The sequence below is a fragment of the Mesorhizobium sp. B2-3-4 genome (genome assembly GCF_006442315.1).
In the GTDB taxonomy this organism is placed as follows: Bacteria; Pseudomonadota; Alphaproteobacteria; order Rhizobiales; family Rhizobiaceae; genus Mesorhizobium.
Genome location: NZ_VFVY01000019.1, coordinates 37960 through 59235 on the forward strand (window position 1 = coordinate 37960; position 21276 = coordinate 59235).

Consider the following 21276-nt stretch of genomic DNA (forward strand, 5'->3'; position numbering starts at 1 on the left):
CCTGCGGTGATGGTCGCGTCGAATCCCTGTCGAATGACATAGGCAAATGCTCGTTTTCTGCCCGTCGTCTCGGTAACGCGCAACCAATTGTCTCCCACCCGTCTCGAAGTCCTGAAGGTGACAGGAAGGCCAATTCGTGCCTCTGCCGCCGCAAAAGGCAACTTCGCCTCGACCGTGGTCGTTGATAAGACTGACGATCCGGCCATCACCTCGACAAGGTATTGCCGCCGCACCTTGCACCACCCGCTCTAAACCCGGCGCCTTAATCTTCCTGCGCTCAAAAGGTTCCAGAAACGAAAAGCCCGCCGGCCGGGCCAGCGGGCTTTGGTTGCGTTGGCAAAATTCAGTCGACGTTGGTCTGACTTGACGGCACCTGGGCAGTGACCGCGCTCAAACGCTGGCGCTTCGTGACGGTTGGCTTTTCGTATGTCTTCTTCATGGGAGTCCCCGGTTGTCCCTCAATGGGCGGAAACTGCCGTGGGTGCTCCACCGTGTCAAGCAAAAGCCCGCCACTGAGGGACGGTGGCGGGCTTCTGTTTGTCTGCTCGGTTGAGGGGGCTTCCGAACATAAACCCAACTTCGCCTGATCGAGATGGTTCCAACTGGGCTGAAACCAGGTTTCGTGTTATGATTCCAATGTGGGAAAGAAGCGAAATAACATGGAGCTTGTCGCCGATCGCGAGATCACGGCGGAGGCTGAATACTATGCCCGCAAGTGCGGCCTCACCCGCGAGGAGGCGCAGCGCATCCTTGATGAAGCCAAACAAGGACAAAAAAGCCCGCCACCGGAGAGGTCTTGGTAGCGGGCAGGTTCTGGAGTGCTGGGATCAACCAGCATAGGTCAACGAGCGGCGGTGGGGTTGGTTGCCGATTTTGAGCCGGTCGATATGGCCAGCCCTTCGGCGCCGGTTAGGCGTGGACGCGCTTCTAGAGCCGATTGCGGATATCGTGACCGGAGTTGATGAAGGCCGAGCCGATATAGCGGTCTGAACTGCGGAAAAAGATTGATCAGCGCGCTTTGCGCGAAGTCTACCTTCGCAGAATCGGGACCTGAACCGCTCGGGCCTCGGGAGCAGAACCAAAATCGGCTAACCGCCATCCAAATAAATCTCTGGACTCTCGAGATGAGTTTGCCCCATTGTTTAGGTGGGGGAAATCAAATGAAAAAATCGCAAGTCGTTGTGTGCACCACGCTGATTCTTACCGGCTGCTCAACGAGCCCTGTTGTATCCGATGCCGATCTCACTGCGATGAATACGGTTGCGCTGTGCCATGTGCTGGCGACGAGCACTGATGAGCAATATAGAACCAGGGTGGCCGCTCTGCTTGTTCGTCGCGGGGCGACTGCAGACAAGTGCATGAGGCTTGTACAGGCCGATAATGCTGTTGCAACCGGAATAGCGGTGGCCGCTGTAGGTGGTGCGGCGGTTGCTGTTGCCGCGAACAATGGCTACGGCGGCGGTTATTACCGACCGCCTCCCACTGTTTACGGTGTGGCATGGGACCAGTTCTACGGACAAAACTATGTTCTGATTTGGCGGTGTCGGGACAGGGCCACCGGACGGTTCGTCGACGACTATTACTGCGCCGGCGCGCCGATGATCGACAGCACCTGGCCCGGCTGGTCGGCGTAATCAATGGACAAATCCCGCTACGACAACCGATCCGATCAATGGCGCAAGCGCACCGGCGCCAGACGCTTGCGTGCCCTGCGTTGGGCGAGCGTACCGCGGCGGCTGATCTTCCTGACCGTTGCCGCAGCCGGCGCGCTTGCCGCGCAGACGTTCATGCAGCACGGCGACCGCCTGCCGGATTTGCTCGGCCCCCAGCCGGAGCCGATCACTGGCGTCGCATCGGTGATCGACGGCGACACGATCGAAGTTCACGGTCAGAGGATCCGGTTCAACGGCATCGACGCGCCGGAGAGCAAGCAATATTGCGACGACGCCAAGGGCTTCGAATACCCATGCGGCCGGCGATCGGCCGAAGCGCTGGACAGCTTCCTGTCGGCGTCACGGCCGGTGCAATGCAAATTTGTGGAGTGGGACCGCTATCACCGCTTCGTCGGCAACTGCCGGCGCGCCGACGGCGCCAGCGTGTCGGCGTGGATGGTTGAGCATGGCCAGGCGCTCGATTGGCCGCGCTACAGCAACGGCGCCTACGCGCCGCAACAGGCGGAGGCAGAAGCCGCCAGGCTCGGTCTATGGGTCGGCAAGTTCGACGCGCCGTGGGAATGGCGCGCATCGCATGCTGATGGCGCGGCGCCGGCTCGTCAGCCGCTCGGCATCATCAGCCGCAAGCTGGTGGCGCAGAGCGGCTATTCATGCGCGCCGCGGCGGACGTGCAAGCAGATCAGCTCGTGCGACGAAGCCCAATGGTATCTGCAGAATTGCTCGTGGGGCGGGAAGCTGGATCGGGACGGCGACGGGGTGGCATGCGAGACGCTGTGTTGATCGCTAGCCGCTTGTCCATAAGCCCCATGACCTGAGTTGCCGCCTTAGCCAAACGGCGCAACTCGCTGTAGGCCCTATCTGCCCGCAGGCCCAGTCTTTTACGACGGCTGAGCAGTGAGCAGCCGAAACAGTGACCTCGCTTGCTCGGCGAAACGATCCTGCGCCCGCGACCAGATACCCTTCTCCGGTCATCGTCTCTCGAAATCCGCGGAATGCAGTTTCGCAGGCGGGAGTTAATGGCCCAAACCGACGATCGAGTATCCCGTAGAGGTCGGTGACAATCTTCTGGGAGTAGATAGCTTCCCGCGCAGGCTCTTCATCGCTGCCGCCTTGGACATGATCGCGGCTGTAATACTTGACGCCGGCTTGCTGAGCATCGTTCAGCGCTTTGCAAAAATCGTCAACTATAGCCTTCCGCTGATCGACCCACAGTTTCCAGTGACCGACGAACGCTTGGATTAAAAAGGCTGAAATGAATCCGATCGCCGCCCCGGACGCCCAGCTCGGCAAAAGCGAAACCTCAGTGGACGGCGGCGGGCTTAGCGGAGGCAATGTATTCCCAGGCTTCCTTGATGAAAACGGACGACGAAGGGTCCTCGCCTTCGATCACCAACAACGCCTTCAACTCCGCTGATGTGAACCCGTCTCTGGAAACCAGGCCGCCGAAAGCTTCCCTCGAAAAAGCTGTCGACAGCCCCATCGTTCCATCCAAATTCACCACCACAAGCGAGCCAGTCTCCTTGGCCGTTCTCAAAGCCGGCGTAAGGATATCTTCCCGGAATTGCTGACCGCTGTAACCACCCTGCTCGCGGAGGCCAGCGCCAGGAAAGCGTGTAAACTCCGCAAACTGTATCATAGTCTTCTCCTGCATGGGCGGGTCCTTATAACCCAACTTGCCAGCTGATCAAGGTACCACCAATGGAACATGCGAGCTCGGCTTTGGTTGCAGCGCGGCCCTTCGTGTACTTGTAGACGCCGCGCCTACTCATGACCCTCAGTTCGCCGGTTTCGCACGCGTCGACAAAACTCAAAAGCTTGCCGAGACCCTTGCCCCGCTGCTCATCACCGGTAGTTGTGACATGATTGTTCACCGCGAATTCCACGAGATCGGCGTCCGTTGGGCCTCGTCGTAGCAGTTTTTGGAGCGACGCGCGAGCGGACAGGTTTGTCTTGTCGGCATTGGACGCAAGGCTAGCCGGAATTGTGATGCCCTGATCATAAAGCGTCATGGTTAATCGTCTGTTTTCAAAATCCACGGCCCCAGTCAGCCACCATCTGCCGACATGCGGAAAGACGACCGCTAGAGGAGGATAGGCGTGGTCGACAACATTCGCCATTCCGTCCACGACCGAGCGAAAAAGCTGGCGGAGCTTCGTATCGGCAAAGAAATCGGCATCTTCAACGCCAAGAGCGCTAACAAGCGTTTGAAGCGGCGGCCCCGCGAGCTCTGGACTAACCCGGCGATCAGAAAGGAACGGAGCCACGCGCCAAGTTCCGGTCTGATCTTCCAGGCTTAACATGGGGGGTTTCTCCCCGATTTCAAGCAGCGTAAAAAACCCGAGCCCCTCAAGCGTTCGTCGGATTTCGGGATTCCAGTTCGGCACATTCACCGCTGGAAGCCTGGCTCCGAAGCGTCGTCGAGCGCGGTCAAATTCCGCGGCAAGGACCAGAGCCCCGGCGGGATCAATCTGAAGAATGCGGTCAAACGATACAAATTTTCCGATCCGACGGGGTTTGCCGGCCGGCCGATAAGGGTCATCCCGACGCTTCGCTTCAAAGATTCCGCGGCGCCTGGCTGTTGTGATTTTCATCGAATAGCGGATGGAATCCAGAAAACCGACGTATTCGTCGGTGTTGTCGAATAGTCGGCAGTCGGCTGGCGCATAACTCGAGGGGATACCGATGGCTGGGAATAGGTGGCCGTCGCGAAACAACAAAATCGCTCGGCTTCGACGTTGCCGAGTGCGCTTCCTCTGTTCATTTCTGGCGCGGTAGTAGTGCCAACGACGCCAACTCTCGTCTGGAAATCTCATAAAGTATTCTCTGATTGAAGCAGCCACTATAAGAAGCCAAATGCATACGCAAGGACGTTGGGCTCGGGGTTTGCCCATTCTCCAAAGGAATCCGCTCCATAGGGAAAGATCGACGCTTTTGACGGTGGCTTCTTCCGGGGCTGTCAGATATCCGGCGCAAGCCGCCTGATAGTGTCCGCGACGTAGGACGGCGCAAGGTGCGCATAGTGCTTCTCTGCCATCCTGGTATCGCTGTGGCCAAGCGCCTGCGCCACAACGATCAGCGGCGCGCCGTTGCGCACCATAGTGCTGGCGTAGGTGTGCCGGAGCTCGTGCAGCGTCACGTCTGAAAGCTTTGCTTGGGCAAGCAGCGCTTTCCATGGCCGATGGTAGATCGCCGGCGCCCATGCCGTGCCATTCTCTTGCCGAAGTAGCGGCTCGCCGCCGGGCCGGTTAGAAGCTAATCGTTCGAACAGATCAGCCCCGCCGGCCGGCAACGGGATGTGCCGCGGCTTGCCGCTTTTACTCTCGGCGACGAACACCGACTTGTTCGCGGCGTCGTAGTCCGCAACCCTCAGCCGCGCGAGTTCGCCGAACCGGGCGCCTGTCACCAGCGCGGCCGAAACAAGATCGCGAATTGCACCGTTGCTCGAGGCAATTAGCTTCTTCTGCTCGTCCGGTGACAGGAAGCGAACGCGCGCCGCCGTCGTGCCGCGATAGGGCTTCACCAGGCGCCACGCAGCATCGTCGGTCACAAGACGATTGTTGAAGGCCCAATTGAGGGCTGCTTTCAGCGTAGTGAGCGTTCTGTTGGCCGTGTCCCGCCGGCGCCGGATCACTTCCGGGTCGAATAGATCGACGGCGACTGTGTTCGCCTTCTCGGCGAGCTTCGATGTGCGCAACCTCTTGTGAGCGGTGACCATCCCGTCGCGCCAGGCGCGAACTTTCTCGATCGTCAGATCCGCCACCTTGATCGACCCAAGCTTCGGCCGGATGTGAAAAGCCGCTCGCGATCGCGCATCCTTGATTGCCTTCATCCCTTCCGCCGCGCGCGCCTCGAAATAGCGATCAAGCGCCGCATTCACGGTCAACGCTTCCGGCTGCTCGCCGCCGGCCTTCAGAGACTTAGCCCAAGTCCTGGCGGCGTCCTTCGCCTGCTCGTGCGTCAAGGTCTTCAGGCCGTCGGCCGCGATCACGTCGTCGGCGCGACCGATGCGCTCCTGCAGCCGCTTCCCTTCAACAGATCGCGAAGCCGCCAGCCATGAACCGCCCTGCCCGCGGCTGCCGCGCCCTCGCCGGTATCCGAGCCGGACGCCCGGGCTGATTACTTCCCACTCTGGCGCGTCTGATGGCGGCAGTGCAGCTCTGCTTGTTTTGCTCGAAAGAAGGCTGCGCCGTTGCGCCATGAACATGCTCCGTTAGAATTCGTTGCCGAATTCGTTGCTTTCCGACTGCTGAGACCACCTGAGACGACGTGACATCATAGGCGATAAAGCGTAGCAAAATCAATTGTGTAATAGAGTGTCAGAAAATCTCATATTGTGTCAGAAGACGCCCTTTCACGGCGGTAACAGGGGTTCGATTCCCCTTGGGCGTACCAGATTTTTCCATGGCCGGATCACCGCGGCGAATTTGCCGGGCAGCCGACGAAGCTGCGATCTGCGCCGCCCCGGGAAATCAAGAATCCACGCCTGAGTTGGCAGACACCACGCAACCCGCTTGTCGCGTAAACATTCGTACGTCACTATCCTGCCAGACTTCCGCGAAAGAAATGTTGGCGGTTTGAGTTTAGGCGTTGCATGCGACTGTCAGCAATTCTTCTTTTTGCCATTGCATTTCTCGCCGCTGCGCCAGCTTGGACGGCCAGTTCGCCGAGCTTTGATTGCAGGAAGGCAAAAAGGCCGGATGAGAAGGTAATTTGCGCTGACCCACAATTGGGTGCCTTGGAGGCACTCATGAGCAAGACCTATGCAGAAACAGCCAAAAAACTCGGACGATCCGCGGTAGCGGGAATAGGTCGCGCGCGCACAAGGGAACGAATAGCGTGTTCGGTCGACGGAAATTGTATAAGACAGGTCCTGGAAGGTGAAGTTGAAGACCTTCGGTCACTATCGGCGACCAACGACAACTCTGTCCCCGAATGGTGTGGCAAAGCCAAATCGCCTGCCGAACTCGCCATCTGCGGCGACGAGTCGTTGCGACGACAGGAAATCAATCTCACCGGAATGTTCTCGACGTTGAACGGCGTCGTCCCTCGGAAGGCTGAGCTGCAACAGTTACAAAGAAACTGGCTTCGCACCCGTAATCTTTGCGGCAACGACATCGCGTGCCTATCGGATTCCTACGCACGACAGATCGAACTCTATTCTAGCATGTCAGCCGAACTCGACATAGCCGACACATCCCGGGCCGGAAATACAGCCGTCGCCCAACCTGTTGCCGGAACCTCCCCTTCCGGCGCGATTACACTCAGCGGACTGGAGCTGTCGTTTCCCAACGACATCATCACGGGCAACAGCATTGATGCCTTGCTCGTCGCGAATGACGACTATTTGGATGTGGCGAAACTCAAGACGCCGGCCGCTGATGCCGCTCTTGTTGGCGCCGCGCTGAAATCGCGCGGTATCGCGTCAACGACGATAATGGATGTGACACAGGCGTCGCTTGCCAGCGCTATCGGCAGTTACAAGACCAGCCCTCGCAAGGATGTGTTTATCTTCTACTATGCGGGCCACGCCGCCACCGTGAATGGCGATGCAGCATTGCTCTTTCCCTCGTTTTCACTCACCTCGGCCGCCAACTCGAGCGACTATCAGCCAATCTCGCAGATAATCGCCGCGATCTCCAAGCTCGGCTATCGGAAAGTTCTCGTCGTCTTCGATGCATGCCGCACGATTGTCGATGTAAAACAGGCAATCGCCAGCGCCGGGGACGCCAAGCCCGTCCTGGACGATGTCACGGTCCGCAGCGTGAGGCCATTGTCGCCTGCCCAGGTCGATACCGACCCTTCAGGAGGCGGCGAATACACGATTGCTTTTTCCGCATCGAGCGGACAGCCGGCAATTGATACGCTGAACGGAAAAAACAGCCCTTTCGCTGAAATCTTCGCGGCCAATATCCGGGACAAGCCGACGATCCTGTCGGCACTCATCGATACCCGTAACGGAGTAAGTTCCGCGACCGGCGGTAAGCAGCTCCCACGTCTTGAGTTGGGATGGGGAGCAGACGTTGCCCTCACCGCGCACGTCGTGTCATCGGCAAGCCTCCAGCTGGAGTTGCCGGCCTACCTGCTCAGAAAGACGCCGGAAATTCAGTGGCGGAAGTCACAATGGCAAGGAGGAGAGCCTACCCTCTCGGCGAGACACAGCGTTCGACCGGGGGACGCTTGCGACATTATGAAAGCAGCCCCCAATGGTGCCGTCACCGTGTCGACAGCCAACTTCGACTGCATGTTGTCGCTATACGATTGGCGGGCATCGGCTGACAGCACCGACCGACCCAAGATCGATTGGAATGAGGGCCATCTCACTGAAGGGGTTGTTCAATCATGTGAGCAGGCGAGGTTCGATTTCGACCTTGATGCCGACGGCAAGCCGGAAACTGTCGGGCTCAGCAACGATAGATATGGCGGGAACCTCAGCTTCGTGCACGGCAACCACACCGCGAATTGGTATTCGTCCCTTGGCTGCAACTTCAAGGAGATTACGCTTTACGACATCGATCGAAACGGCGTCAGGGATATGATCGTAGACTATGATTGCCAGATAGGAAATGAACAGAAATCTTGCCTTTTGGTTCTAAGTGGCGAGCGTCTGGTTGCGAACGTGGACGGCACTTTCTGGTATGGTGATGAAAATGCCGAAAAACAGAAATTGGCGAAATTCGGAGCTCCGGAATTAAAAGGAGTTCTTAGCGGCGCCGAGCCGATTACCCTATTTTTCGGGGCTGACATCTCTCCTGGTTACGGGATTGAGGGGAACAAGATCGTGTTTTATTCCCCGGGCGGCATGCCCAACGGTGAGTTGGTCTTTAACAGGGACGGGTCTGTCGATTCTCACTGAAGACCTCTTCGCGGGGGTAGTTGTCACGGGCGGATGTGCCAGCCAGACATCGCGACCTTGTCGCGCAACCTGGCCGGTGGTTAAATATGATCCGAAGGGAGCGCTCATATGACAGTTCACCTTTCGGCTGATGTACGCGCTCCTGCGGCTACGCCACCACCAAGGTATCTCTTTGGTCCGCTGGCGGACTTCCTGATGCTTGGCGGCAGCGCGTTCCTGATCTTGCCCGCGCTGTACTTCGTGCCGCTCAAATACGAAGGTCTCGTCGCGGCGACGATGCTTTTCCTGGCTTATGTGATCAACTATCCGCACTTCGCCCACTCGTACCAGCTCTTCTATCGCAATTTCGGGCGCAAGCTGCGCGGTGACGGATACGATGGCGGCCTCCAAATCCGCTACATCCTCGCCGGCATTGTCGTTCCCCTGCTCATGGCCGCATTTTTTGCCTATGGCGCGATAACGGCAAACGCCCGGCTGCTGGGCAATGCGACCAACGCCATGTTCTTTTTCGTCGGCTGGCACTACGTCAAGCAGGGCTACGGCATGTTGATGGTGGATGCCGTCCTGAAGCGCAGGTTCTTCACCGATCCGGACAAGAAGATCCTGCTGGTCAACAGCTATACCGTCTGGCTGTTCGCATGGCTTCAGACGAACACAGCGGTCAGCCAGGCCAATTATCTGGGCCTCGAATATTATACGTTCGCAACCCCTGCATGGCTGAATGCGATCGCGCTGTCGGCCGCCGCCGCTTCGACTGCCGCCACTGTCGTGATGCTGATCAATCGCTGGAGCAAGAATGGCGGCAGCCTGCCCTACAACGGCGTCATCGCCTATATCGCGTCGCTCTATCTCTGGATCCTGATCGTAAGGACAAACCCGCTTTGGCTGCTGGTGGTCCCGGCGCTCCATTCCTTGCAATATCTGGCGGTGGTCTGGCGTTACCAGAGCAATGTCGAACGCGACGGGCCCGATGCCGAAAAGGCCCCGCAATCCAGAATCCTGTCCTTTCTTGGCTCGGCCTACTGGGTGCGGCTTCTGGAGTTCATCTCGGCCGGCCTCCTGCTCGGCGGCCTGGGTTTCTGGCTGGTTCCAACCGTGCTGACAGCCCTTGTCCCCTACAATCAGGAGGTCCTGGGATCGTCGCTGTTCTTCTTCATCGTGCTGATTTTCATCAACGTGCACCATTACTTCCTGGACAACGTGATGTGGCGCCGCGGCAATCCCGAAGTGTCGAAATATCTCTTCCGCTAGAATAATTTACACGCGGACGGAAATCGCTTGGCGTGACGCGGCGACGGACCGGTTCGGCGTCCAGCCGATCCCCGATCCGTCGATCCACCTGCTTCGGAATTTTGGAGGCCTCGCCTCGGAATCGAACCGAGGCTTCCGAGATTTGCAGTCTCTAGCGTAGCCGCTCCGCCACGAGGCCATACGTGCTTTGGTAAAGGGCAGAAGTTTAAAGTTTCTTGACGCCCTGGATAAAACTTTCGGCAACGCACGATTGTGGAAAAGAGCGTGTCAAATGGCAGGAAAGAGGCGATCCGAGACTCGTCTCGCGGACTTGAAACGCATCCGCCTCCACAAGGGTCCCACGGCCTTGTACGCCCTCTCCTGCCGTGTCTTTCCTACCAGTTCACCCTGAGGCCGACATTGCCGCCATAGGTCTGAACGCCGTCGCCGAACTTGCCGTCGAACGTGGCAAACATCGAAGTGTTGCTGCTCCAGTTCATCTTCAAGCCGGCATCGACGGCAACCGCATCCTCTGCCGCCGCGGCACCCTGGATCACGAAGGAATAGCCGGGGGCTGCCTGGAAGCTCGGCCTGACCGAGCGGTCGGGTTCGAACTCGTGCACCCATGCGGCACGTCCCCAGGCCTGCAGCGACCGGTCGCCGCCGACGGGGATCGTCGTGTCGAGTTGCAGGCCGAGCGAGACCGGCAGCGAGGTTATCACCCGCTGGTCGAAACTCAGCCCCAGCGCACCGCCGCCAAGCGACGTTTCGTCGAAGGCATCCATCGACAGGAAGGAGAACTGCATTGCGGCGAACGGCGTGATGGCGCCATCGCCGACCTGCTCGCGCCAGCCGGCCTCCACATTGGTGCCAAAACCGGCGCTCAGGAAATTGCTGCGCCAATTCTCCGTCGTGATGGCGGGCACGGGATCGAGCGGCGCGTTCGAGCCAGGGACCGAGGTGGCCCGGTGGACGTTGTTGTTGTAGAGGCCGAAGGCAAGCCCGCCATTGATGTAGAAGTGATCCCATTTGCGCGCCACATAGGCGCCGGCCTGGGCGCCGATGATGTTGCCCGAAGTCTGGCGGCCGTCGACGGCGAAGGACGCTGCCGCGCCACCCAGCGCAAAGCCGGTCACCATGTCGGAATCACCGACGGATTCGAGACCGGCCGCGAAGCTGCCGCCCCTGTAGACGTTTTCGGCACTGCCCACGACCGCATCGCCGCTCAAATCGCCCGCATTGCCGCCGGCTGTTGCCCAATAGCTCCAGCGCCGTTCGTCCGGCTGCATGGCCTTGAACGGATCCTTCTTCTTCGTCGCCGGCTCGTCATAGGCCTGCGGCGCGACGGAGCGATCCGTCGGATTTGTGCCGAGCCCGGTGCGCCAGAAATTCGCCTGGCGGTTCATCGAGGCCATGAATGTGTCGTAGGCGTCGAACTGCGGCTGTTCGAAGCCCGAAACACCCTCGCCCGAGATCGAATCATAGACAGCGCCAAGTTGATCGAGCGTCGGAATGTAGAACAACGCCGCGGCGATCTTCTCGAAGGCCGGCGAGGTCAGGTCCGTCTGAATGGCATTGACGGCCTGGCCGACGGAGGTCTGGTTCTCGGTCAGGCCGGTGCGGGCGAAGTTGATGTCGACGTTGAGAACGACATCCTCGGGATTCGGGTAGAGCAGCTTATACTGAGCGACCGCGCTGGGGATCGAGTCGAGCACCAGCCCGTTGTCGGTCACGCCGTGATCGGCGTGCAGGATCAGGTACTCCTCGGTGCCCGGCTTCGCGGCTCCTGGTTCCATGATGTTGAGGTTGACCTTGCCATCGAGGTTCGCCGTGCCGGTGATGTTGATCTGGTCGGCCTCCGGATCGAGATCGAGATCGAGCAGATAGGTGCCGAGCGCCGATTGAGTCCAGTTGCCGGTCACATAGGTCGTCATCACGCGATCGAGATCGCCGGGCGCGACATAGCCGTCATTGCTGAACTGTCCCGTCAGGCCGAGGTCGACGGTATCGCCCATGCGGTAAATGGCGTCCTTCTCGTTGTTGAAGGCATTCTGGCCGGCACCCAGGGCAATCGAGCCCATCGTGTCCTTGAAATTGTTGTAGGTGTCGTTGCCGATACCGCCGCGCATGGCATAGCCGTCGATCTTGCGATCGCAATTGGGATCGGCCGCGCCAGGAGTACAGCCGTCATCGCCGGTGACCGCGCCGACAATGCCGTCGTTGACCAGCACATTGTTCCTGCCGTCGAGGTAGCTGACGCCGGCACCGGCACCCGAGCCGCCGAGGACAAAGACGTCTTTGGCGATGGTGACGTTGATATCGCCATTGTCAGCTATGTCCCCGCTGCCACCCGAGCTCTGCTCCATCAGCGCGGACGAATTCTTGCCGGTGACAAAGAGGTCGGCCTTTTGTTCGAACGTCACGTTGCCGCCGACCCCGGCGCCGCCGGCGCTGCCCATGAAGCCCTGTGGGGCGGCGTCCATGGCCATCATCATCATACTGCTTGCAGCCGGAGCCTGGTCGAGGCCGAGATAGTTGCCGGAGAAACCGCCGACACCGCCGCCGCCGCCGATGCTCTGGCCAAAGACGCCGACCGAATTCTCGCCGGTTATCAGCATGGCGACCGTGCTGTTGATCGTCACGACGCCGCCATCGCCCTTGCCCCCGTTGACGGCCTGGATGATACCGTCGGTGCCGGCGGTCATCACGCCGCCGCCGCCGCCGACCGACTGCGCGAAGATGCCGACCGAGCCTTTGCCTTTCAGCACGATCACGCCGGTGTTGGTGACGGAGACATTGCCACCCTTGCCGGTTGCGCCATCATCACCGCCTATGAACACGGGCGGGCCGATTGTCGCCGCGATCGCGGTACCGCCGCTGCCGCCGCCGCCGCCAACCGACTGGGCAAAAATCGCGACCGAGTTGTCACCATCGAGCTGCATCTGGCCATTGTTGACGACCGTGACCATACCGCCGTCGCCGCCGGCCGCACCCTTGCCGCCGAGCGCCAGCGAGAAGCCGGGAACGCCGCCGGCCACCGAGTAGCTGGCGCCGCCATTGCCGCCGCCGCCGCCAACCGACTGCGCCATGATGCCGGTCGAGCCAAAACCTTGCGTGTGGATGAAGCCGTCGATGAAATTGGTGACGTTGACGTCCCCACCCTTGCCGTTGGCGCCACCATCGCCACCGATGCCGAATGTCAAGGCGCCCGGGCTGAGCGCCGCGGCGATGCTCATCGCGCCGGTGCCGCCGCCGCCACCGATCGATTCGGCGAAGATCGCCACCGAACCTGCCGATACGGTGGTGATGTCGCCATGGTTGTTGACGGTGACGATGCCGCCATCGCCCGAACTGCCGCCATCGCCGCCGACACCGATCGAAGTCGGCACGATGCTGGCACCGATGCCACCACCGCCCGACCCGCCGCCGGCGCCGACCGACTGCGCGAAGATGCCATGGGCGCCGACGCCTTCAACGAGGATCGTGCCGTTGGCATTGTTGTTGACGGTAACCGCGCCGCCGCCGCCGTTGCTGCCGGCAGTGGTGCCGTCGCCGACATCTCCGCCCTTGCCGCCGACCGCGATGAAGCCGATCGCGCGGCCACCCGAACCGCCGCCGCCGCCGATCGACTGGGCGTTGATGCCATCCGCGCCGGCGCCGGTCGTGTGCAGGCTGTTGTTGTTGGTGACATTGACGATGCCGCCGATGCCGGACGAGCCGCCGGCGCCACCGATTGAGATCACGGCTGGGATCGAGCCGGTGATGCCGCCATTCTTGCCGCCGCCCGAACCGCCGCCGCCACCCACCGACTGCGCCTGGATCGCATAGGAATCGATGCCGTCCGTTATGATCACGGCGTTGTTGGTGACATCGACCTGGCCGCCATTGCCACTGGAGCCGCCGGAGCCGCCGACGGCGATCGCGCTGATGCCGAGCGAGCCGCCCGCGCCGCCGCCGCCACCGATCGACTGTGCGAAAATACCAACGGAATCATCGGCATGCGTAACAATGCCACCGTAATTGTCGACGATGACATGGCCACCAAAGCCGCCGGCCTTGCCGGAGCCACCCAGCGACAGCAGGCCGCCGGCGCCGCCGCCCGTGCCGCCGCCGCCGCCGACCGATTGCGCAAAGATGCCGGCCGAAAAGCCCTCTTCCGGCTTGGCACTCGGCGGAGCATCCGCCGGAAGTGTCCCCGTGCCGAAAGTCTCGATTGTCGCCACCGTGACCTGGCTGAGATCCGTCTTGCCGTTGGTCACGGTGACCGAGCCGCCATTGCCGGCGGCCGCACCCTTGCCGCCGATGCCGACCGTGCCGAGCGCGCCGGCCTCGCCGTCGCCGCCATCGCCGCCGCCGCCGCCGATCGACTGCGCATGGATGCCGTCCGACTTGGTGCCGTTTGTCTGGATCGCGCCTTCGTTGGTGACGATGACCGTGCCGCCATTGCCGCCGCCGGCGCCGTTGCCGCCGATGGCGACAGCACCCGACCTGGCCATGCTGGCTGTGCCGAGCGGCTTCAGCAGCAGCGTTGGATCAACCTGTATTGGATTGTCGAAAAGGCCTCCCGTGCCGACATAAGCGTCGCCGCCAATGCCGCCGCCGCCGCCGATCGACTGTGCGACGATGCCGGACGACTTGTCGCCATGCGTTATGATGAAATCATAATTGCCGACGTCGACCGTCTGGGCGTCATTGCCGGTTCCGCCGGCGCCACCGACCACCGCCTGCAGGTTCCAGCCCGGCTTGCCGCTCGCGGGAGAGCAGACGGTGGGCAAGGTGCATTTGGCGCCAAGCTGCAGCGAGATCGAGTTGGCGCGCCCGCCGGTGCCGCCGCCGCCGCCGATCGACTGCGCCAGGATACCGAAGGAACCCACGCCATGGGTCTCGATGCCGCCATACTGTCTGATGGTGACGTTGCCGCCCGTATTGCCGTTGCCGGCCGCGCCGCCGACCGCGACGCTGATATTGACCTGCGTGCCCGCATTGTTGCCGTTGACGCCGAGCACGCCGGTGATGGCATTGCCGCCATTGCCGCCGCCGCCGCCGATCGACTGCGCGAAGATGCCGTAGGCGCCGTCGCCGGTGGTTACGGTCTGGCCGGCAGCGAGCAGGCCTGTCTGCAGCAGACCGTGATTGGTGACGAAGACATCGCCGGCAGTGGCTCCATCGCCGCCAAGGCCGCCGACGGTGACGCCGACGTTGAAGTTCTTCCCGTTGCCGAGCGAGCCGATCACACCGGAGACCGCCATGCCGCCATCGCCGCCGCCGCCGCCGATCGACTGTGCCTGAATGGCGTGGGCTTCGACGCCGTAGGTCGAAATGGCGCCCGTATTGTCGACGGTCACCTTGCTGCTGCTCGAGCCCGAGCCGCCGAAGCCGCCGACGCTCGCCGACAAGGTCTTGCCGTCGGTACCTGCGATCGCGCCGGAGATCGACATGCCGCCGCTGCCGCCGCTGCCGCCGACCGATTGCGCGAACAGGCCGACGGACTTGTCGCCGGTGGTGGTTGTCGCGCCGTGGCGCGTCAACAGGACTTCGCCGCCCTTGCCGCCGCCGCCGCCCTCGCCGCCGACAGCCGCCGTGATCTGATTGCCGTCCTCGCCCAGATTGAGAGCTGCCGCCACACTGAGGCCGCCATTGCCGCCGCCACCGCCGATCGACTGCGCCAGCACGCCGAACGCCTTATCGCCGCCGGTCTGGATGATACCGGTCGAATCCACCGTCACCTTCTCGCCGTTGCCGCCGGAGCCGGCACCGCCGCCAAGCGATACCGAGACCGCTCCGTTCTTGCTCTGGTTCTTGCCGAGCGAGCCCTTGATGGTCGCCGAGAAGGCAAAGCCGCCATTGCCGCCGCCGCCGCCGACCGACTGCGCCAGAATGCCGTTCGCGCCATTGCCCTCGGTCAGGATGTTGTCGACCGAAGTGACGTTGACCGTCTTGCCGTTGCCCGAGCCCGCGCCTGAGCCGCCGACGGAAACGCCGATCGCGGCCTTGGCATTCTGGCCGGCGACCGAAATCGCGCCTGAGAAGCCGCCGTCGCCGCCGCCGCCACCGACGGACTGCGCGAAGATGCCGTTGGAATCGCCGCCGACAGTGTGAATGGTCGCGATGTTGTTGGCGAGCGTGGTGCCGACATTGCTGTTGACGATGACGGGACCGCCATCCTGGCCGGCACCACCGTTGCCGCCAACGCTGACGGCTGCGCCGCCGGCGCCGTCGACGACCATCTCTCCGGAGATCGCGAAGCCGCCTGTGCCGCCGCCACCGCCGATCGACTGGGCAAGAATGCCGTTCGCCTTGTCGCCCGTGGTGTTGATCGTGCCGATATTGTTGACCGTGACCAGTTTGGACGTGCCGCCCTTGGCGCCGCTGCCGCCGACGGAAACAGCCGCTGCTGCCTGTTGCGCGGAGCCCGCGATGGTGACCGCCGCGCCGCCATTGCCGCCGCCGCCGCCCACCGATTGCGCCAGAATGCCGTTCGAACCGTTCTTGACCGTGACGATATTGCCCGTCGAGGTCACCGTGACCGTATCGGCGTTGCCGCCGCCCGCGCCCGAACCGCCGACACCGACGCCCACCGCGCCCTGACCCGCGGTGACCGCGATCGCGCCGGAGAAGCCGCCATTGCCGCCGCCGCCGCCGATCGACTGCGCCAGGATGCCGTCCGACTTCAAGCCTTCGGTCCTGAGGTCGCCGGTAGAGGTGACCGTCACCGATTTGGCGTCGCCACCATTGTCGCCCGAACCGCCGACGCCGACGGCAAGACTGCCCGCGCCGCGCCCGGTCAGCGTGCCGGCCACGGCGCCGCCACCATTGCCGCCGCCGCCGCCGACCGATTGCGCGAAGATCGCATGCGAACCATCGCCATCGGTCTCGATGTTGCCGTGGCTGGTGACGGTGACGACCTCGGCGCCACCGCCGCTCGAGCCGGAGCCGCCGACCGCGACGCTGGCTGCCATGGCGTTGCTGCCCGACAGCGCGATGGCAAAACCGCCATTGCCGCCGCCGCCGCCCACCGACTGCGCCAGGATGCCGAATGAGTCTTTTCCTTGCGTCAGTATGTTGTTGTAGCTGGTGACGGTGACCGTGTCGGCATTCGAGCCGGACCCGGCGCCGCCGCCGATGCTGACACCCAGCCCGCCACCGCCAAGCCCGACGCCGAGGCTGCCTGCGAAACCGCCCGAACCGCCGCCGCCGCCGACCGACTGCGCGAAGATACCGGAAGAATTGTCGCCCTGGGTCCAGATCGAAACCACATTCGAGGCCGGAGCTTGCAGCACCGGCTGGCCGCTGCCATCGACCAGGCTGTAGCTGTTGACGACCACCTTGCTGGCGGTCGAACCGGTTGCGCCCGAGCCACCGACGCCGACGCCGATGCCGGCATTGCCTGTCGTCGCCGACCCTGCGATGGCGAAGCCGCCATTGCCGCCGCCGCCGCCGATCGATTGCGCCAGTATGCCGTTGGAAAACTTGCCGGTCGTGACGATCGTGCCGGTACTGGTCACCGTTACATCCTTGCCGACGCCGCCGACGCCACCTTTGCCGCCTATGGCAACGGCAGCCGTTGCGGCGTCGGGATCGCCGATTGCGCCGGACAGGGCAATCGCGAAGCCGCCATTGCCGCCGCCGCCGCCGATCGATTGCGCGATGATGCCGGAGGAATTGTCGAAATTGGTCGAGATGTTGCCGGTGCTGGTCACCTTGACGATGTCGGCGCTGCCGCCGCCGGCGCCGTTGCCGCCGAGCGACACGCCGACCGCGATCGACTGGCCGCCGCCAAGCGATCCGGCAAAGCCGCCATTGCCGCCACCACCGCCCAGCGATTGAGCGAGTATGCCCGCCGCGCCAGTGCCGCGCACATCACCGACGGCAAAGTCCTTACCGGTCGAGATGTTGCCGGTGGATACGACCGTGACATCGAGGCCGTTGCCTGCGGCTCCGCCCTTGCCACCGAGGCCGACGGCGATGCCGGCTTGTTGTCCGACCGCCAGCGATACGGTCGAGCCGCCATTGCCGCCGCCGCCGCCGACGGATTGCGCCAGGATGCCGATCGACTGGTCGCCATAGGTGGTGATGTCGCCGGTGGAGGTGACCTTGACAGTCTTCGCGCTGCCACCGCCGGCGCCGTTGCCGCCAAGGCCCACCGATACGCTGGCGCCTTGCAGCGTGATCGTGCCAGCTCCGGCGAAGCCGCCATTGCCGCCGCCGCCGCCGACCGACTGCGCCAGGATGCCTGCCGACTGATCGCCATGCGTTTCGATGTTGCCGGTCGAAGTGACCGTGACCGGACCCGCGTCGCGCCCAGTGCCACCGCCGCCGCCGACGGCCACGGACACGCCGAGAGCGCCGGAGGTGAAAGCAGCGCCGACGCTGAAACCACCATTGCCACCACCGCCGCCCAGCGATTGAGCCAGGATACCGGCTGATTGTTTGCCATACGTGGCTATGTTGCCATAGTTGGTGACGGTGACATCCTTGCCGACGCCGCCGGAGGCGCCGTTGCCGCCGACCGAAACCGCGGCCGAGCCGCCCGCGCCCTCAATGGACCCGGAACCGGTCAGCGTGATCGCGAACCCGCCATTGCCGCCACCGCCGCCGATTGATTGCGCCAGGATGCCGATCGAATGGTCGTCGATGGTCAGAATGCTGTTCTGCGTGATGACGCCGCTATTGTCTTTCTTGCCATTGTTGACCGTAACCGTACCGGCGTCGCCGCCGCCCGCGCCCGTGCCGCCAAGGCTGACGCCGCCGCTGGCAACTCCGCCCAGCGCCAGGCTGCCCGAAAAGCCGCCATTACCGCCGCCACCGCCGATACTTTCTGCCTGGATACCGGCGGCATTCTTGCCTTCGGTGATCAAATTCCACGTGCCGTAACCGGCCTTGCTGATCATGTGACCGGCGCCGTCGGCATTGACGGTGACGTCACCGGCATTGCTGCCCACGGAACCAGCGCCGCCAAGTCCGATGCTTGCGGACGCCGCGCCGATCGAGGCCGCAACGGTGAAGCCACCATTGCCGCCGCCACCGCCGATCGATTGCGCCAGAATGCCGGTCGAACTGGCACCTTGCGTGTGGATCGAGCCGGAGCTGCCGACGATCACGTTCGCGCCGGCGCCGCCGCTATTGCCCTTGCCGCCAATGTTGACGGCAAGTCCGATGCCGCCAATCGCCCCGCCGATCGAATAGCCGCCATTGCCGCCGCCGCCGCCGACCGACTGCGCGACGATGCCGCCTGCATTGTCGCCCTCCGTCGAAATGTCGCTGAGGCTCGACACGGTGACGACATCCGATGCGCCACCTTTGCCGCCGGAACCGCCGATGCCGATCGCGGCGGCAAAGCCGGTGCTGTTGGCAGCGATGGCGATCGCCGCGCCGCCATTGCCGCCACCACCGCCGATCGACTGCGCGAAAATACCCCGCGACCCGTCGCCATGGGTGGTGAGTGTACCTGCCGTCTGCACGGTGACGGCCTTGCCGACACCGCCATTGCCCGCCGTTCCACCCATGGCAAGGGCAACCGCGCCAGCCGCGACGGAAACGGAGAACCCGCCATTGCCGCCGCCGCCGCCGACTGATTGCGCGAAGACGGCGTCGGAATTGTCGCCATGGGTGATGATCGAATAGGCTGTGTTCGAGGCATCGCGCAGCACCTGCACCACACCGGCGTCGCCGCCGGGAGCGCCGGAGCCGCCCAGCGCGACGCTGAAGCCGACACTTCCGGAAAACGCACCGCCGCCATTGCCGCCGCCACCGCCGACGGACTGGGCGAAAATGCCGGCGGAACTGACGGAACCAGCACCATTTATTCCGGTCTCTATGTCGCCGGCATTAGTCACCGTGACCCGCGAGCCATTGCCGCCGGCGCCACCCGATCCACCCGCGGTGAACAGGCCGCCGGCGCTGCCGCCATTGCCGCCGCCGCCGCCGACGGATTGCGCGAAGATGCCGGCCGACTGCTTGCCATAGGTGCTGATCGAGCCTGCCGCGGTGTTCGTCACCTCGACGATGCCGCCATTGGTGGTTGAAGATCCACTGCCGCCGAGCGCCACGAGACCGCCCGAATTGCCGCCATTGCCGCCGCCGCCGCCGATCGACTGCGCCAGGATGCCGTTCGATTCCTGACCATGGGTGACGATCGCACCGGAGTTGGTGACGCCGACCGTTACGACATTGGCAGGACCGCCATTGCCGCCGAGGCTGCCGCTGCCGCCCGAGGCGAACAAGCCGAAATTCGAACCGCCGTCGCCGCCGCCGCCGCCGATCGTCTGGGCGAGGATGCCCTGGGAATTGTTGCCCCAGGTCGTGATCGCGGCATTGTTCACGACACTGACGACGCCGCCATTGCCGCCATTGCCGCCGCTGCCGCCCGAGGACGAGAACAGGCCGAAACCGCCAGCACTGCCGCCGCCGCCGCCGCCGATCGACTGCGCGACGATGCCGTGCGAGTAGACGCCATGCGTGGTGATCGTCGTGCCCACGCCGGTAAAGACATTGGCGTTGCCGCCGGCGCCGGCCGGGCTGCCACCGCCAGGATTGAAGACCAGGCCGCCGCCGCCGCCGCCGTTGCCGCCATGACCGCCCTGACTTATCGCGACCACGCCGGCCGAAAAATTGCCGGACGTCTCAATACTTCCGCCATTGAAATTGGCCGTTGCCGTGCCGCCGCTGCCGCCGAGGCCGCCATTGCCGGCATTGCCGGAAATCCCCTTGGCGTCGCCTCCGTCACCGCCATCGCCGCCAACGCTGCTGGCCACGATGCCGGCGCTTGGGCAAGGCGCGGACAACGAACAGTTGTTGGTGGTGGTGATGGCACCGTTGACGTTGACGGTAACGACGCCACCATCGGCGCCGTTGTGGCCATCGCCGCCATTGGCAAAGACGTACCCATTGCTGCCGTTGCCGCCACGGCTGCCGTTCGAGGCGCCGAGAACACCGATGGTGCCGGTCGCCGCGACCGTGCCGCTGCCTGGCGTGCCGGGATTGGCCGAAGGCTGGTTGTAGTTGACCGTCAACGTCGGACCGGCATTGCCGGAGGGTCCGGTTGCAGCCTTCGCCGGGGGCGGTACGCAGGTCGTGCCGGACGGCGCGGTGCCTTTGACCACGCACGTCTCGGGCTTTGCCGGGTCGCTCCCGTTCGCCGGCACTGCCAGGGTGATCGTACAGTCACTCGGGACGGTGCTGCAGGTATAATGGGCTTCGCCGGGAGCCGCGGGCGCAGCCCCGGTACCGGTCAGGGAGATTCGGCTGGGATCGATGTCCAGCGTGTTGACGTTGAGCGTCGTGACGCCATCCGACGCATCGTAATGAATGTTCGATTGCGTTCCAGAGCCTGTACAACTCTCCACGCCGCCACTTGGTCCGGTGCAAGCCGCTTCGGCGGAACGGGTCGAGCTCATCAGCAGCGACGCAGCCATGACAATGGCCGCCACTGCCGCAATCGCTGGAAGGCCGAGGAACCCCTGCTTCAGCCACGCTGAAACACGATGAGCCTCGACCGCTCTCCCCCGAAGATGAGCCATC

At 63.1% G+C, this 21276-nt stretch carries 9 protein-coding genes and 1 tRNA gene; 5 read left to right on the forward strand and 5 right to left on the reverse strand.

Going from position 1 to position 21276, the window contains the following annotated elements; all coding sequences use genetic code 11:
- The first annotated feature begins 659 nt into the window (after positions 1-659).
- The 3 genes from FJ967_RS33510 to FJ967_RS24850 all read left to right on the forward strand — a co-directional run bounded on the left by FJ967_RS33510 (position 660) and on the right by FJ967_RS24850 (position 2453).
- On the forward strand, positions 660-803 hold the full coding sequence (locus FJ967_RS33510) for a hypothetical protein (RefSeq protein ID WP_181176133.1): 144 nt from the start codon (positions 660-662) through the stop codon (positions 801-803).
- 357 nt (positions 804-1160) lie between these two features.
- Positions 1161-1634: a hypothetical protein gene (locus FJ967_RS24845; RefSeq protein ID WP_140734750.1), complete on the forward strand. Its 474-nt coding sequence runs from the start codon at positions 1161-1163 to the stop codon at positions 1632-1634.
- Between the two features lie 3 nt (positions 1635-1637).
- Positions 1638-2453, forward strand: a complete 816-nt coding sequence (locus tag FJ967_RS24850; protein WP_140734752.1) for an excalibur calcium-binding domain-containing protein — start codon at positions 1638-1640, stop codon at positions 2451-2453.
- Positions 2454-2973: 520 nt separating this feature from the next.
- Here the strand turns inward: FJ967_RS24850 and FJ967_RS24855 are convergent.
- The 3 genes from FJ967_RS24855 to FJ967_RS24865 form a co-directional block, all read right to left on the reverse strand.
- Positions 2974-3309: an STAS-like domain-containing protein gene (locus tag FJ967_RS24855; RefSeq protein WP_181176134.1), complete on the reverse strand. Its 336-nt coding sequence runs from the start codon at positions 3307-3309 to the stop codon at positions 2974-2976.
- A 25-nt stretch (positions 3310-3334) separates the two neighbouring features.
- Positions 3335-4387 carry a hypothetical protein gene (locus FJ967_RS24860; RefSeq protein ID WP_140734756.1) on the reverse strand — a complete coding sequence of 351 codons (1053 nt, stop codon included), beginning with the start codon at positions 4385-4387 and terminating at the stop codon, positions 3335-3337.
- Between the two features lie 242 nt (positions 4388-4629).
- A complete protein-coding gene (locus FJ967_RS24865; protein ID WP_140734758.1) occupies positions 4630-5871 on the reverse strand; it encodes a site-specific integrase in 1242 nt (413 codons plus the stop codon).
- Positions 5872-6420: 549 nt separating this feature from the next.
- On the opposite strand from FJ967_RS24865, the gene FJ967_RS24870 reads away from it, so the two are divergent.
- Together FJ967_RS24870 and FJ967_RS24875 are read left to right on the forward strand one after the other, a co-directional pair.
- Positions 6421-8526 (forward strand): caspase family protein, encoded by a 2106-nt coding sequence (locus tag FJ967_RS24870; protein ID WP_140734760.1) that lies wholly within the window; start codon positions 6421-6423, stop codon positions 8524-8526.
- 195 nt (positions 8527-8721) lie between these two features.
- Positions 8722-9777 (forward strand): hypothetical protein, encoded by a 1056-nt coding sequence (locus tag FJ967_RS24875; RefSeq protein WP_246675375.1) that lies wholly within the window; start codon positions 8722-8724, stop codon positions 9775-9777.
- A 102-nt stretch (positions 9778-9879) separates the two neighbouring features.
- On the opposite strand, the gene FJ967_RS24880 is transcribed toward FJ967_RS24875, so the two are convergent.
- Together FJ967_RS24880 and FJ967_RS24885 are read right to left on the reverse strand one after the other, a co-directional pair.
- Positions 9880-9955 (reverse strand) — tRNA-Cys (locus tag FJ967_RS24880).
- A 196-nt stretch (positions 9956-10151) separates the two neighbouring features.
- Positions 10152-21275, reverse strand: coding sequence for a hypothetical protein (locus tag FJ967_RS24885; protein ID WP_140734764.1), 11124 nt, complete (start codon positions 21273-21275; stop codon positions 10152-10154).
- Between the last annotated feature and the right edge of the window lies 1 nt (position 21276).

What these genes read in the sequence shown, in the direction of transcription:
- FJ967_RS24845 (WP_140734750.1), top strand. Translation starts at nt 1,161, where the DNA reads ATGAAAAAATCGCAAGTCGTTGTGTGCACCACGCTGATTCTTACCGGC.
- FJ967_RS24885 (WP_140734764.1), bottom strand. Translation starts at nt 21,275, where the DNA reads ATGGCTCATCTTCGGGGGAGAGCGGTCGAGGCTCATCGTGTTTCAGCG.
- FJ967_RS24855 (WP_181176134.1), bottom strand. Translation starts at nt 3,309, where the DNA reads ATGATACAGTTTGCGGAGTTTACACGCTTTCCTGGCGCTGGCCTCCGC.
- FJ967_RS24850 (WP_140734752.1), top strand. Translation starts at nt 1,638, where the DNA reads ATGGACAAATCCCGCTACGACAACCGATCCGATCAATGGCGCAAGCGC.
- FJ967_RS24865 (WP_140734758.1), bottom strand. Translation starts at nt 5,871, where the DNA reads ATGGCGCAACGGCGCAGCCTTCTTTCGAGCAAAACAAGCAGAGCTGCA.
- FJ967_RS24870 (WP_140734760.1), top strand. Translation starts at nt 6,421, where the DNA reads ATGAGCAAGACCTATGCAGAAACAGCCAAAAAACTCGGACGATCCGCG.
- FJ967_RS24875 (WP_246675375.1), top strand. Translation starts at nt 8,722, where the DNA reads ATGCTTGGCGGCAGCGCGTTCCTGATCTTGCCCGCGCTGTACTTCGTG.
- FJ967_RS33510 (WP_181176133.1), top strand. Translation starts at nt 660, where the DNA reads ATGGAGCTTGTCGCCGATCGCGAGATCACGGCGGAGGCTGAATACTAT.